We start from the raw sequence: 12,318 nt of genomic DNA on the forward strand, positions 1-12,318 counted from the left end.
CGCTAGCTGGGCAGGCGCCGCACGCGCCCTGGCAGCAGGCCCAGCACCAGCATGCAACCAAGCAGAATTACCAGGCCTCCCGCTGCCTGCAACAGGCTCAGGGCTTCATTGAGGAACACCGCGCCGACCAGCACTGCCACCAGGGTGACCACGAACTCCACGCTGATGGCGCGGGTGGCACCGATACGTGCCACCAGGCCAAAGTACAGTACGTAGGTGGTCGCGCTCATCACTGCGCCGCTAATCAACAGGTAAAGCCAGTCGCTTGCCTGTGGCACACTGGGCACGGGAACTACCAGCAACAGCGGCAGGGTCATCAACCCGCCAGCCAGGAACGCGCCGCCGGTGACCGTCCACGGGTCCTGGCCGCGCAGGTGCAGGCTGGCGTAATTGCTGCCGTAGGCGGCGCTGATGGCGCCCAGCAGCGACGCTATACAGCCGTGGATGAAGTCGTCATCAATCGGCCGGGCCGGAAAACCGACCAGGATGGCGATGCCGGCAATGCCCAGCAGCAGCCCGGCCAGGCCTTGCAGGGTGATTTTCTCCAGGCCCCAGACCCGCCCGATCAGCATCGAGAACAGCGGAATGGTGGCGACAAAAATAGCTGCCATCGCGGTGCCGATGCGTGGGGTGGCGTACGACATGCCGATCAGTTGCCCGGCCACCGTGGTCGCTCCCACCACCAGCAAGGGTACCAGCAGCGGGCGCAGGCGCATTGGGCGGCCTAGCAGGGCTGCCAGGAGCGCCAGGGTGCCGCTGGCAATCAGTGCCCGCAGGCTGACCGCGCCCACCCAGCCAAAGGCATGCACCACCTTGAGCAACACCAGGAACGAAAAGCCCCAGGCTATGGCCAGGAACAGGTAGGCGGCGAGATCGCGTGGTTGCATGAGGCAGGGTCCATCCATGGCAGGGGCAGGCAGGCTAGCGGGTTGCAGGGCGCAATATCAAGGCCGGCCAGCCGCGATGCATTATGGCTACTCGACCAACAGCGTGCTTCCCTGCATGGCCGCGCTCACGGATAATCCCCGCTATTCCAATAAGTAGCCTGTGAGTGGGTATGAGTGATTCCGTAGTGAGCCTTGGCCAGCCTGAAACCGGGGGGGCGCGCAAAACGCGCAAGAACAACCCCGAGAAAACGCGCGAGGACATCCTCCAGGCGGCCATCAACGAGTTTGTCCAGCAAGGGCTGGCCGGCGCACGTGTCGACGCCATCGCCGAGCGTACCGCTACCTCCAAGCGCATGATCTACTACTACTTCGGCAGCAAGGAGCAGCTGTACTGCGAGTGCCTGGTGAAGCTGTACGGCGATATCCGCAAGACTGAGCAGAGCCTGGACCTGGAGTCGTTGCCGGCTGAGCAGGCGATCCGCCGGCTGGTGGAGTTCACCTTCGATCACCATGACCGCAACGTCGATTTCGTGCGGATCATCTGCACCGAAAACATCCATTACGGCGAGTACGTCAAGCAGTCGCCGGCGATCCGTGAAATGAGCAGCCTGGTGCTCGAGGCCCTGGGCAACACACTGCACCGTGGCGTGCAGGAAGGTGTGTTCCGCACCGGCATCGAGGTTATCGACCTGCACATGCTGATGAGCTCGTTCTGTTTCTACCGGGTGTCCAACCGCCACACCTTTGGCGAGATCTTCCAGATTGACCTGTCTGATGACCAGGTCAAGCTGCGCCACAAAGCCATGATTTGTGACGCAGTATTGCGCTATATCCGCGCCTGAACGCCGTTTACTCGCCCAGCCGTTGCTCGCGCGACGGCGGGTAGCCGAAATATGCCGCATAGCACTTGCTGAAGTGCGACACGGAAACAAACCCGCAGGCCACTGCAACGTCCATCACCGACAGGTCCGAATACTGCAGCAGCCGGCGGCTTTTGGTGATGCGCAACTCCATGTAGTAGCGCCGTGGCGAGGTGCCCAACTGAGCCTGGAACAGGCGGTCGATCTGCCGGCGCGAGCGCCCGCTGTAGGCGGCCAGCTGATCCAGGCTGAGGGTTTCTTCCAGGTTGTTTTCCATCAGCTCGACGATGGTGCGCAGGTGCAGGCTCATGGATTTCTTCGCCCCCGGGCCAACCTGGCGGTAGCGAGCCCCGGAGAACGACAGGATTTCCTCCACGCCTTCGGCCAGCCCGTCACCATACAGCCGGCGCACCAAGCCCAGCATCAGCTCCATGGCGCCATTGGGGCTGGCGGCGCTGAGGCGGTCGCGGTCGAGGGTGAAACTGGCCGGCGTGATGCGTGTTTGCGGGCTGCGCTCCGACAGGCTGGCGCGCTGCTCGGGGTGGATACTGCAGCCATAGTCGTCCAGCACCCCGGCGCGGCCAAGAAACCAGGCACCGTTCCACAGGCCGCCCAGGGCCATGCCGTGGGCGGCGCAGTCGTCCAGCAGGCGGTCGAGTTCAGGGTACTTCAGAGGCGTGCGCAAGCCGCCACAGATCACCAGCAGGTCCAGCGCCTTCAGCGCCCCGGCGGACAGCTCGGTGGCGACCAGCTCCAACCCCAGGTCGCTGGTTACCCGGTCGCCCTCCATCGACAGTGGGGTGAATTGAAAACTGTCGGCGCGTAGCAGGTTAGCCGTGACCAGCACGTCCATGGCAACGGTGAAGCTGGCCATCGAGAAGTGTTCGAGCAGGACGAAGTCGACCCGGTAAGGCGCCTGGGCATTGGCGCTGCTGGTTTTGAGCCGCAGCATGTTGCTGGTGCTGGTCTTCTTGCTGAACTGTCGTGGCGTGGGCACTCTGGACTCCGCTTCCTGGCTGGTCCCAGAGTGTGGCCGGTGGCCGGGGGAAAGACAATGTCCCGGGTGGGCGTGTCGTATTTCAGGTCGTGTTCAGGCAACCTGTCTGCCTTGGCCCATTGCCGCCATGCTGCCCACTGCCACTGAGGACGCCCTAGATGAAGTACGCCATTGCCCTGTTGTTCAGCCTGCTTCCACTGCTGGCCAATGCCCTGGAGCCGGGCGAGAAGCTGGCCCCATGGACGCTGCTCGACCAGCATGATCAAGCCTACAGCCTCGATAACAGCACGCACATTCTGCTGGTGGCCCGCGACATGGACGGTGCCAAGTTGGTCAAGGCGGCGCTGGCCCAGCAGCCCAAGGGCTACCTCGAGGCGCGCGATGCCGTATTTGTTGCCGATATCCAGCGCATGCCGGCGCTGATCAGCAAGCTGTTCGCCATCCCCGCCATGCGCGATTACACCTACCGGGTGCTGCTCGACCGGGACGGGCGCGTGGCCAGCCGTTATTCCGGGCAGGATGGCCAGGTGCAGTGGTTGCAACTGCAGCAGGGCGTGCTGGTGAGCCAGCAGTCTTTTGCCGATGCCGCAGCGTTGAAGGCGGCGCTGGAGAAGGCTGCGCAGCGTTGAGGGCATTCACCTCGTAAATCTATAGGCTATCGTGGTCATTGTGGGACCGCGAAAACGGGCGAAGCCCGTGCCATCCACTGTGCAGCCTGCTTCGCAGGAAGCGCTCGCGCCCACAGAGCCCGTGATCAAATCAATCTGAACCCTCAGCGCGACTAGCAACCCAACGCATTACATGCCAAACGGGAGAGTGGTTATGGAAACAGGAACGATCTGGATCATCATCGCAGCCTTGGTCATCCTGCTGGAAATCTGGGCCATCTGGCACATCATCGGCAGTGATCGGCGCGCCGAGCGCAAGATGCTGTGGGTCGTATTCGTGGTCTACGCACCCTTCCCTGGGTTGTTGTTCTGGGCCTGGCGTGGGCCGCGGGCGGTGAAGGGCAGGGCAGTGCTGCAGGAAAAATGACCGCGCCAGCGTCAGGCGCAGGGCGCGCTCTGCGCCCTTGACCTCAAGTTAACTCAAGGTCCGATACTGCTCCGCTCTTTCAACCGAGTGAGGCCTTGTCATGACCCAAACAACCGCATTCCAGCTTGGCAACCCTGAGGGCCTGTACGACCCCAGTGGCAATGCCTATTCCCATGTCGCCGAAGTGCGCGCTGGCAGCCGCCTGCTGTTCATCGCCGGCCAGGGCGGGGAGGACAGCAACGGCCGGTTATCGCCATTGTTTGCCGAACAGGCCCGTCAGGCGCTGGCGAACGTTGAGCTGGCCCTGGCGTCCAGAGGCGCCAGCCTGGCCCAGGTATTCAAGCTGACCCTGCTCATTGTCGAGCACTCCGAAGCGCGTTTGTGCCAATGGGTGGCCGAAGCCGACAGGGCGTGGGGCCCACACATGAAACCGACCTGCACACTGATCCCGGTACCGCGCCTGGCGCTGGATGGCATGTTGGTGGAAATCGAAGCTGTGGCAACGCTTTAGCGCCGGATGCTGTGGTCAGGACATTGAGGCGCTAGAAGAAACTGCGCTGCGCCTTGAGCGTGACCACGCTGTCGCAATAGGTATTGATGCCCGAATACGCATCGCAACTGCCGCCACTGAGGCTGGAGTTGCTGTAGATAAGGTTAAGGTCGATACCAAGCCAAGGCCGCGACAGCTCAAGCGACCAGTCAGAAAAGCCATTTACCTGGCTGCCGTCGCCAATGGTGAACGGCGTGCCCAGGCGATGATGGGCGAGCTTGACGGTGAGGTCGACATCGAACAGCGGCAGTTGGCCAAAGTCGGCGAACAAGGTCCCGGTGCGGTTGCCGGGGTTGTCGCGCAACGCGCCGCCGAAGCGGTTGCCCAGCACCGAGATGCCGCCGTACAGGGCATAACTGTCGGGGCCTGCGATTGTCGGCTGGCTGTAATGGATCAACCCCACTTCATAACCCAGGCTGCTGTCGAAATGGTGCTTGTAGCCCAGGTAGCTGTCCAGGCGCAGGGTCGAGTTGGGGGTAACACCCATGCTGGGGGCGTACTGGCCCAGGTACCAGCCACTGGCATGGTTGAAGTCGAGCCCACCGTGGAATGCACCGACGGCACTGGGTGAGATAAGGCCTTGGGCCATGCTGCGCGAGGGTGTGGTGCCGAGGGTGAAGTCGAAGTCGCCCAGTTCGCGTTTTATCTGCTGGGCCAGCAGCACTGGGCTGAATAGCAATGCAGCACTCAGCAACAGAAAGGGCCTGGTCATGGTCTCCGTCCTGGAAGGCTTGCGGTTGAGCGGTAGAGCATACCTGCGCAGGTTCAAGGAGGGAACCGTAGCGTGGCCGACTCAGCCTTTGGTCGAACGGTCTGCATCGGCAACTTCGGTCACCACTGGCAGGTTGCCGGCACGCTGGACCACCCGCCGTTGCTGCTCGTAATCGTCCAGGGACAGACCGCGGCGCTGCAACGCTTCCAGTTGCACTTGGCGGGTTTCTTCGGCGCTGTACGCGCGCAGCTCAGGGTGGTTGGCACAGCCAGCCAGTACAGCCATGCAGGTTGTGGCCAGGATAGCGAGGAAGAAGCGGGCCTAGGTAGTCATCGAGCAGCTCCGGGATGCAGGGGATTCGCCAGGTTCGAATCGATGGAGCCAGGTTAGTGAGGTGGGCCGCTCAGTAGAAATCGCCTTGTTCGATAGTCATTATTGACGCAAGCATCAGTGCCAAAACCGGGACCCGAGCGTGCAAGCGCTGGGCGCCTTCCCGCCGCTGCTCGCTACCCTGGGCCAGGACCCCGAATCCAGAACGTGGAAGAGGCCTATTGCCCCAGCATCTGGCGTACCAGCCATTGCCCTGCCGGCCCCAGCGCCCGCCGGCTCGACCAGGCTACATCCATGTCCACCCGGCGCGGGTAACCCGCTATCTGCAACTCCACCAGCTCGTTGCCAAACCGTGTCACCAGCGCCCTGGGCAGTTCGGCCCAGCCGAATCCGCGCACGGCAAACTCCAGCAGAGTGAGGTAATCCGGTGCCGACCAGGCCTGGCCGCGGCCTTGGTGCAGGCTGGGGGCATAGGTCTTGATGTACAGCTGCCGTGCGTTTTCAAGGTGTTGCGCTTGCACCGTTTCCAGGCCCGCCAGCGGGTGGCCGCTGGCCACATACACACCGAACTCCGCCTGCTCGGGCAAGCGCGCTACGGCAACGTCGGCGGGGTAGCTGGGCTGCGTCGCAAGGATGCCGACCTGGGCCAGGCCCTGCTGGATGATTTCGATCACATCGGCGTCTTCGGCCGGGCCGCAGCGCAGTTCTGTGTACGGGTAGTGCTGGGCGAAGCGTGCCATCACCGCACCCTGGAAGGTGACGCTATAGCTGTCCGACATCACCACCGAGACCAGCGCCTCGACGTTCTGCGCCAACCTGACCGCCAGGGCATCAAGCTGGGCGCTGGCGTCCAGGATCGCTTCGACATGGCTCAGCACCTGCCGGCCCGCTTCGTTCAGCGTGGGGTGGCGGCCGCCACGGTCGAACAGGGGGCAGCCTACGTCAGCCTCGAAATTGGCGATGGCGATGCTGACGGTGGATTGGCTTTTGCGCAATTTGCGCGCTGCAGCAGAGAACGAACCCAGCGATGCGGCTTCGACAAAGGCGACCAGAGCTTCGGGCGAGTAGCGCATGGTATTGATAAAACCGATGGTAGCTATGTCGCGAGTATCAGTTATATCAAAGAACATGGGAACCACGAATCACGCAATGGATGGATTTTGCAATGAAAACGGTCTCTTTTACCGAACGCCTGGTGCACGCCGTGGGCTACGAAGCATTCGCGGTGCTGCTGTGTGCACCGCTGTTGTCCTGGGTGATGGGCAAGTCGCTGGCGACTGCGGGTGCCTTGGCGGTAACCCTGTCGGTTATCGCCATGCTCTGGAACATGGTCTACAACGCGCTGATCGACCGCTGGGTGCAGACCGAACGCATCAACTGGAAGGCCAGTGGGCGCTTCGTGCACGGCCTGGGCTTCGAGGCTGGGCTGGTAGTGTGGTGCCTGCCGGTGGCGGCATGGATGCTGGATATCTCGCTGCTGCAGGCGTTCATGGTAGAGCTGGGCTTTTTCGTGATTATTCTGCCCTACACCGTGTTGTACAACTGGGCGTTCGATAAAGCCCGGCACCTGCTGATGCAGCGCCGCCTCGCGCGTTCCCTGTAGACCCTGTAGGAGCGGCTTTTAGCCGCGAACACCGGCATAGCCGGTGCCAACCACCGCGGTGCCTGCTTCGCGGGTAAACCCTCTCCCACAGGGACCGTGAGTCATCCAACAAAAACGGGGCATGCCATTGCTGGCATGCCCCGTTCTTATACAGCTGATACAGCTCAGGCCACCTTGACGATCCAGCCTGCCGGCGCTTCAACATCGCCGCTCTGGATGCCGGTCAGCTCGTTGTAGAGCTTCTGGGTAACCGGGCCGACTTTTTCCAGGTCGTGGAACACGTGCAGCTTGCCGTTGTACTCGATACCGCCGATCGGGGTGATCACCGCAGCGGTACCGCAAGCGCCGGCTTCGATGAAGCGGTCCAGCTTGCTGATTTCGACGTCGCCTTCAATCACGGTCAGGCCCAGACGCGACTGCGCCAGTTCCATCAGCGACAGGCGGGTGATGCCTGGCAGTACCGAGGCCGATTTCGGGGTAACGAACTCGTTGTTGGCGGTAATGCCGAAGAAGTTGGCCGAACCCACTTCCTCGATCTTGGTATGGGTCAACGGATCGAGGTAGATGGCGTCGGCGAAGTTGGCCTTCTTGGCCTCAGCGCCCGGCTGCAGGCTGGCAGCGTAGTTGCCACCGACCTTGGCGGCGCCGGTGCCTTGTGGGGCGGCGCGGTCAAAGCTGGAAATCTGGAAGTTGTGCGGCTTCATGCCGCCCTTGAAGTACGAGCCAACCGGAATGGCGAAGACCGAGAAGATGAACTCGGGGGCGGTGCGCACGCCAATGTTGTCACCGGTGCCGATCACGAACGGGCGCAGGTACAGGGCGCCTTTGCCGTGCGGTGGTACGAACTTTTCGTTGGCCTTGACCACTTGCTTGCACGCTTCGATGAACACATCGGTCGGCACATGGGGCATCAGCAGGCGGGCGCAGCTGCGCTGCATGCGGGCGGCGTTCTGGTCCGGGCGGAACAGGTTGATCGAGCCGTCCTTGCAACGGTAGGCCTTCAGGCCTTCGAAGCATTGCTGGCCGTAGTGCAGGGCCGTGGAGCCTTCACTGATGTGCAGCACGTTGTCGTCGGTCAGGGTGCCTTTATCCCACTCGCCATTGCGCCATACGGACAGGTAGCGTTTGTCGGTTTTGATGTAGTCGAAACCCAGCTTGTCCCAGTTAATGCTTTCGTTGCTCATGACACCCTCATTGTCTTGCAAGTGCCCGATCGCTCGGGCTGCTGTTATATGCGCACCACGTCACCATAATACATCCGTCGCGGATCGGGAACGGCCAGTCACGAATTGATAGCCTGCGATGCTTTTTTTTCGGTTCCTACAACCGTAGGTACTCATCCAGTGCCAGGTTTTCCAGCAAAACCGCATCATGGGACGCCACCATCAGCGCCCCGCGAAACTGCCCGAGCATGCGCTCCAGGGCTGCCAGTGACGGCAAGTCCAGGTGGTTGCCGGGCTCGTCCAGCAACAGCAGGTCGAGTGGCCGCTCGCGGTACAGCACGGCAGCAAGTGCTGCCTTCATCCGCTCGCCGCCGCTGAGCAGGCTGCTGGGCAACTCGACGCGGGCCGCATCCAGACCCAGTTGTGCCAGGCGGCTGCGCAACTCGCCCTGGGCCAGCACCGGGTTGGCCCTGCGCAGGTGTTCGAGCACGCTGCTGTGGCCTGCCAAGGTACTGCAGTGCTGGTCGAGCAGGGCGGTTTCGCCACGGCGGCGCAAAGTGTGTGGTGATGCCGGTAATTGCCCGTTCAGCAGCCTTAGCAGCGTGGACTTGCCACTGCCGTTGGCGCCGACCAGGCCCATCCGCTGGCCCAGGCACAAGCGCAGGTCAAGCGGTTTGCGGGTGCCATTGGGCAAGCGAAGTGCCTGCAACGCCAACACTTCGCGGCCCGCATGACGCTGGGGCGTGGGAGCATGCAAGGTAATCGCAGTGGCTTGCTCGACCTCGCGGGCGGCGTCATGCACTTTGCCCAGCAATGCTTGCCGCGCGTCGCGATGGTCGCGGTGCTGCTTGCCCGCCGTGGCCTGGCTGCGCTCCTGCTGGCGGTCGACCAGGATCTTGGCCTGGTTGGCATGCCTGGCTTGACGCCCGGCCCGGGCCTGATGGCGTTCCAGGTCTTCGCGCTGGCGCTGCAGTTCACGGGCTTGGCGTTGTTGCTGCTGCTTGAGCCGGGCAAGTTGCTGCTGGGCCTGCGCCACCTGGCTGGCTTTTTGTGCTGCATAGAAGCCGTAGTTGCCGCCATAGGCCTGTAACCCCAGGCTCGACAGTTCGACAATGCGCGCCATGTGCGCCAGCAGGCTGCGGTCGTGGCTGATCACCAGCAAACCTCGGTCCCAGGCCTCGATCATGCTCAGCAATTGGGCACGGGCGTCGCTGTCCAGGTGGTTGCTCGGTTCGTCGAGTATCAGGTAGTCGGCACCGCTGAGCCATGCGCCTGCCAGCGCCACGCGCATAGCCTGGCCGCCGCTCAGGCTGCGTGCGGGCTGGCGCCAGTCAAGGTGACTCAGGACGTTGCGTTGCAGGTGCATCTGCAGTTGCTCGCGGATATCCCAGCGCTCGCCGACGGTGTCGAAATCCTGGGGGTTGATGCTGCCTTGCTCGATGCGCTCCAGCGCCGCAACCACCGACCCCACCTGGGCCAGGTCGGCAAGCGTGGCGCTGCGCTCGATTACCTGCTGATTCAGCAGATGGACAGGCCCAAGGCGCCGGCACTGGCCGCTGCTCGGTGCACGCTGGCCGGCCAGAACCTGCCCTAGCAGGCTCTTGCCCACGCCATTGCGCCCGACCAGGCCGGTACGCCGTTGGTCGAAGGTTTCGTTGAGGTCGGTAAACAGTAGCCGGCCATCAGGCAAGGCCAAAGAGACGCTGTCCAGCGTCAGGATCGACGTGTTCGTCATGCACAACTCCACAAATGCCGCGACATCTCCGGAGCAAACCGGAGGCTGAAGACTGGCCGTCGAATGGACGGCGGCATTAATGGCGCATTGGACGAATACCTCGTACTGGGGGAGTGCGTAGCCTAACGGCCCGTTGGGGGCGGGTAAAGTACCGCCCGCCGTGTATGGGTTTCCTGCACTGGCGATGCGCCGCGCGAGCGGCGCCCGATCTTGTCTGGCCCTGGGCTCAGCGTCCCGTCAAGCGCTTGGCCCAGTCGCCTCCGTGGCTCTGTTTGCAGGCCTCTTCGCTGTCAAACCGTACATGCCAGGCCGGGTGATCCAGTTGTATGCCGGCGTGGTCCAACGCCTGACGGGTCAGCGCCAGCATGCGTGCCTTTGCTTCACCCGCCACTGCAGCGACTTTCTCGGCCTCTTGTTCAAACACCCAAGTAATACGCAGGCTGGCCGGAAAGTTCTCAGGGTCCAGGCGATGGGTGAGCCAGGTGAACCCGACGATTTCTGTCTTGGCGGTTTCACAGGCGTCCGTCAGGCACGCTACCAGCTCCCGCTCCAGGCGGGCCATTTCGCGTTTGCCCAGCGCCTTCACAGGTTGGCCTCGTCATCGATCTGCTGGCAGAAGCGCAGGCGGTTGCCGAACGGGTCGCACACCTGCATCTGCAGGCCCCAGTCCAGGCGCTCGGCTTCGGGCCGGGCGTAACCGTACTGTTTGCCTTGCAGTTCATGCTCCAGCGCCCGCAGGTCGTCGAGGCGGGCAAACACTGTAGAGCCGGGGCAGGCATCGCCATGGTGCTCGGTAAGGTGCAGGATCAGGCCATCGCGGTGAATCTGCATGTACAACGGCAGGTTCGGGCTGAAGCGGTGCTCCCAGTCCAGGCTGAAACCGAGGAAATCCATGTAGAACTCCCTGGCCTTGTCGACCGAGAAGATGCGCAGTACCGGGATGGCGGGGGCGAGGAGCATGGGGCGTCCTTGACAGTGGGCAAAGTCGCCACTGTACCGCAGTGCCGCCAAGAGTTGTCGGCAAGCCCCGCAGCAATGGTTGACCACCCGCCAGCCACTGCGTAGCCTTGCCACTTCGAGGTTCTTCGGCCAGGCCGAAGCTAAGACGGGAACGCGGTACAAGCCGCGGCTGCCCCCGCAACTGTAAGCACTGACAACGGATCGACACAGCCACTGCGCCAATGCGCGGGAAGGCGTCATCCCGCCAGCCCGCCGTTCAACTGAACGGGGAGCTGGAACGGTGCAAGCCAGGAGACCTGCCTCGCAACGTTTTCGACTTTCAACCGGGCGGGGTGATCCGGTGGCGAACAAGCCCGGCCGGCCTGGTCCGCGGCTGTCGTCCTGCATGCCCGCGCCATTCTGCCAAGGGCAATGCGACATGAAAACACTGGCCAAGCTCCCCGTTACCATCGTCACCGGCTTCCTCGGCTCGGGCAAGACCACCTTGCTGCGCCACATGCTCGACAACGCCCAGGGCCGTCGCATTGCGGTCATCGTCAACGAATTCGGCGAACTGGGTATCGACGGCGAAATCCTCAAGCAGTGCAGCATCGGCTGCACCGAAGAAGAAGCCAGCGGCCGCGTCTATGAACTGGCCAACGGCTGCCTGTGCTGCACCGTGCAGGAAGAGTTCTTCCCGGTCATGCGCGAGCTGGTGGCACGCCGTGGCGACCTGGACCACATCCTGATCGAAACCAGTGGCCTGGCCCTGCCCAAACCGCTGGTGCAAGCCTTCCAGTGGCCGGAAATCCGCAACGCCTGCACCGTCGACGCGGTCATCACCGTGGTCGATAGCCCGGCCGTGGCTGCCGGCACCTTCGCCGCCTACCCGGACCAGGTCGATGCCCAGCGCAAGCTCGACCCTAACCTGGACCACGAATCGCCGCTGCACGAACTGTTCGCCGATCAGCTGGCTAGCGCCGACCTGGTGGTATTGAACAAGGCCGACCTGATCGACGCCGAAGGCCTGGCCAAGGTGCGCGCCGAAGTGGCCGAAGAACTGCCGCCGGCAGTCAAGGTGGTAGAGGCCAGCAGTGGCAAGCTGCCGCTGGAGGTGCTGCTGGGTGTGGGCGCCGAGTCCGAGGCGCACATCGATGGCCGCCGTACCCACCACGATTCGCACCACGATGGCGACGATCATGACGACCACGACCACGACGCCTTCGACTCCATTTCCATCGACCTGCCGGAGGCTGACGAAAGCCTGTTGCTCGACGCCTTGACCCAGCTGGTGGTGGAGTTCGGCATCCTGCGCGCCAAGGGCTTCGCTGCCATCCCGGGCAAACCGATGCGCCTGCTGGTGCAAGGCGTGGGGACCCGTTTCGACAAACACTTCGACCGCGCCTGGCGTGCCGACGAGCCGCGCATCACCCGCCTGGTGTTGATCGGCCAGGAACTCGACGCTGCCCAGCTGGAAGCGCGCCTGCGCCAGGCCTTGGGCGCCTGA

15 protein-coding genes and 1 riboswitch are annotated in these 12,318 nt (G+C 63.1%); of the genes, 6 read left to right on the forward strand and 9 right to left on the reverse strand.

Annotated elements, in window-relative coordinates; all coding sequences use genetic code 11:
• Window positions 1-2: 2 nt before the first annotated feature.
• On the reverse strand, window positions 3-887 hold the full coding sequence (locus J3A71_RS14385; protein ID WP_096426152.1) for a DMT family transporter: 885 nt from the start codon (window positions 885-887) through the stop codon (window positions 3-5).
• A 170-nt stretch (window positions 888-1,057) separates the two neighbouring features.
• Between J3A71_RS14385 and J3A71_RS14390 the strand changes: the two genes are divergently transcribed.
• Window positions 1,058-1,729 (forward strand): TetR/AcrR family transcriptional regulator, encoded by a 672-nt coding sequence (locus J3A71_RS14390; RefSeq protein ID WP_016487389.1) that lies wholly within the window; start codon window positions 1,058-1,060, stop codon window positions 1,727-1,729.
• A gap of 7 nt (window positions 1,730-1,736) precedes the next feature.
• Here the strand turns inward: J3A71_RS14390 and J3A71_RS14395 are convergent, their stop codons facing one another.
• Window positions 1,737-2,744: a GlxA family transcriptional regulator gene (locus J3A71_RS14395; protein WP_016487388.1), complete on the reverse strand. Its 1,008-nt coding sequence runs from the start codon at window positions 2,742-2,744 to the stop codon at window positions 1,737-1,739.
• A 158-nt stretch (window positions 2,745-2,902) separates the two neighbouring features.
• Between J3A71_RS14395 and J3A71_RS14400 the strand changes: the two genes are divergently transcribed.
• The 3 genes from J3A71_RS14400 (at window position 2,903) to J3A71_RS14410 (ending at window position 4,290) form a co-directional block, all read left to right on the forward strand.
• Window positions 2,903-3,373 carry an FAD/FMN-containing dehydrogenase gene (locus J3A71_RS14400; protein ID WP_096426151.1) on the forward strand — a complete coding sequence of 157 codons (471 nt, stop codon included), beginning with the start codon at window positions 2,903-2,905 and terminating at the stop codon, window positions 3,371-3,373.
• Between the two features lie 193 nt (window positions 3,374-3,566).
• Entirely contained in the window at window positions 3,567-3,779 is a 213-nt protein-coding gene (locus J3A71_RS14405; RefSeq protein ID WP_016487386.1) for a PLD nuclease N-terminal domain-containing protein, read from the forward strand.
• Between the two features lie 100 nt (window positions 3,780-3,879).
• Window positions 3,880-4,290, forward strand: coding sequence for a RidA family protein (locus tag J3A71_RS14410; RefSeq protein ID WP_209952979.1), 411 nt, complete (start codon window positions 3,880-3,882; stop codon window positions 4,288-4,290).
• A 31-nt stretch (window positions 4,291-4,321) separates the two neighbouring features.
• Here J3A71_RS14410 and J3A71_RS14415 read toward each other — a convergent pair whose 3' ends face one another.
• The 3 genes from J3A71_RS14415 to J3A71_RS14425 all read right to left on the reverse strand — a co-directional run bounded on the left by J3A71_RS14415 (window position 4,322) and on the right by J3A71_RS14425 (window position 6,444).
• Entirely contained in the window at window positions 4,322-5,041 is a 720-nt protein-coding gene (locus tag J3A71_RS14415) for a TorF family putative porin (RefSeq protein ID WP_016487384.1), read from the reverse strand.
• Between the two features lie 81 nt (window positions 5,042-5,122).
• Complete coding sequence (locus tag J3A71_RS14420; protein ID WP_096426150.1) at window positions 5,123-5,326, reverse strand: hypothetical protein; 204 nt, start codon at window positions 5,324-5,326, stop codon at window positions 5,123-5,125.
• A gap of 263 nt (window positions 5,327-5,589) precedes the next feature.
• A complete protein-coding gene (locus J3A71_RS14425) occupies window positions 5,590-6,444 on the reverse strand; it encodes a LysR family transcriptional regulator (protein ID WP_096426960.1) in 855 nt (284 codons plus the stop codon).
• Window positions 6,445-6,536: 92 nt separating this feature from the next.
• Between J3A71_RS14425 and J3A71_RS14430 the strand changes: the two genes are divergently transcribed.
• Window positions 6,537-6,974 carry a multidrug/biocide efflux PACE transporter gene (locus J3A71_RS14430; protein WP_023048341.1) on the forward strand — a complete coding sequence of 146 codons (438 nt, stop codon included), beginning with the start codon at window positions 6,537-6,539 and terminating at the stop codon, window positions 6,972-6,974.
• A gap of 164 nt (window positions 6,975-7,138) precedes the next feature.
• Here the strand turns inward: J3A71_RS14430 and J3A71_RS14435 are convergent, their stop codons facing one another.
• The 4 genes from J3A71_RS14435 to J3A71_RS14450 form a co-directional block, all read right to left on the reverse strand.
• The gene (locus tag J3A71_RS14435; protein WP_016487380.1) at window positions 7,139-8,158 is read right to left on the reverse strand and encodes a branched-chain amino acid aminotransferase; all 1,020 of its coding nucleotides are present in this window, start codon (window positions 8,156-8,158) and stop codon (window positions 7,139-7,141) included.
• Window positions 8,159-8,294: 136 nt separating this feature from the next.
• Window positions 8,295-9,872: an ATP-binding cassette domain-containing protein gene (locus J3A71_RS14440; RefSeq protein ID WP_096426149.1), complete on the reverse strand. Its 1,578-nt coding sequence runs from the start codon at window positions 9,870-9,872 to the stop codon at window positions 8,295-8,297.
• Between the two features lie 226 nt (window positions 9,873-10,098).
• Window positions 10,099-10,458 (reverse strand): hypothetical protein, encoded by a 360-nt coding sequence (locus tag J3A71_RS14445; RefSeq protein ID WP_096426148.1) that lies wholly within the window; start codon window positions 10,456-10,458, stop codon window positions 10,099-10,101.
• Window positions 10,455-10,832: a glyoxalase superfamily protein gene (locus J3A71_RS14450; protein ID WP_016487377.1), complete on the reverse strand. Its 378-nt coding sequence runs from the start codon at window positions 10,830-10,832 to the stop codon at window positions 10,455-10,457. Before J3A71_RS14450 ends, J3A71_RS14445 begins: the two co-directional genes overlap by 4 nt.
• Before the next feature lie 101 nt (window positions 10,833-10,933).
• Window positions 10,934-11,151, forward strand: a riboswitch (cobalamin riboswitch).
• A 99-nt stretch (window positions 11,152-11,250) separates the two neighbouring features.
• Here J3A71_RS14450 and cobW point away from each other — a divergent pair.
• The gene (gene cobW / locus J3A71_RS14455) at window positions 11,251-12,318 is read left to right on the forward strand and encodes a cobalamin biosynthesis protein CobW (protein ID WP_016487376.1); all 1,068 of its coding nucleotides are present in this window, start codon (window positions 11,251-11,253) and stop codon (window positions 12,316-12,318) included.

The sequence above is a fragment of the Pseudomonas sp. PvP089 genome (assembly GCF_017875165.1).
GTDB lineage: Bacteria > Pseudomonadota > Gammaproteobacteria > Pseudomonadales > Pseudomonadaceae > Aquipseudomonas > Aquipseudomonas fortuita.

Coding starts and splice junctions, on each gene's coding strand:
- J3A71_RS14440 (WP_096426149.1), bottom strand. CDS start 9,872: ATGACGAACACGTCGATCCTGACGCTGGACAGCGTCTCTTTGGCCTTG.
- J3A71_RS14385 (WP_096426152.1), bottom strand. CDS start 887: ATGCAACCACGCGATCTCGCCGCCTACCTGTTCCTGGCCATAGCCTGG.
- J3A71_RS14415 (WP_016487384.1), bottom strand. CDS start 5,041: ATGACCAGGCCCTTTCTGTTGCTGAGTGCTGCATTGCTATTCAGCCCA.
- J3A71_RS14450 (WP_016487377.1), bottom strand. CDS start 10,832: ATGCTCCTCGCCCCCGCCATCCCGGTACTGCGCATCTTCTCGGTCGAC.
- J3A71_RS14425 (WP_096426960.1), bottom strand. CDS start 6,444: ATGCGCTACTCGCCCGAAGCTCTGGTCGCCTTTGTCGAAGCCGCATCG.
- J3A71_RS14430 (WP_023048341.1), top strand. CDS start 6,537: ATGAAAACGGTCTCTTTTACCGAACGCCTGGTGCACGCCGTGGGCTAC.
- J3A71_RS14435 (WP_016487380.1), bottom strand. CDS start 8,158: ATGAGCAACGAAAGCATTAACTGGGACAAGCTGGGTTTCGACTACATC.
- J3A71_RS14405 (WP_016487386.1), top strand. CDS start 3,567: ATGGAAACAGGAACGATCTGGATCATCATCGCAGCCTTGGTCATCCTG.
- cobW (WP_016487376.1), top strand. CDS start 11,251: ATGAAAACACTGGCCAAGCTCCCCGTTACCATCGTCACCGGCTTCCTC.
- J3A71_RS14420 (WP_096426150.1), bottom strand. CDS start 5,326: ATGGCTGTACTGGCTGGCTGTGCCAACCACCCTGAGCTGCGCGCGTAC.
- J3A71_RS14400 (WP_096426151.1), top strand. CDS start 2,903: ATGAAGTACGCCATTGCCCTGTTGTTCAGCCTGCTTCCACTGCTGGCC.
- J3A71_RS14390 (WP_016487389.1), top strand. CDS start 1,058: ATGAGTGATTCCGTAGTGAGCCTTGGCCAGCCTGAAACCGGGGGGGCG.
- J3A71_RS14410 (WP_209952979.1), top strand. CDS start 3,880: ATGACCCAAACAACCGCATTCCAGCTTGGCAACCCTGAGGGCCTGTAC.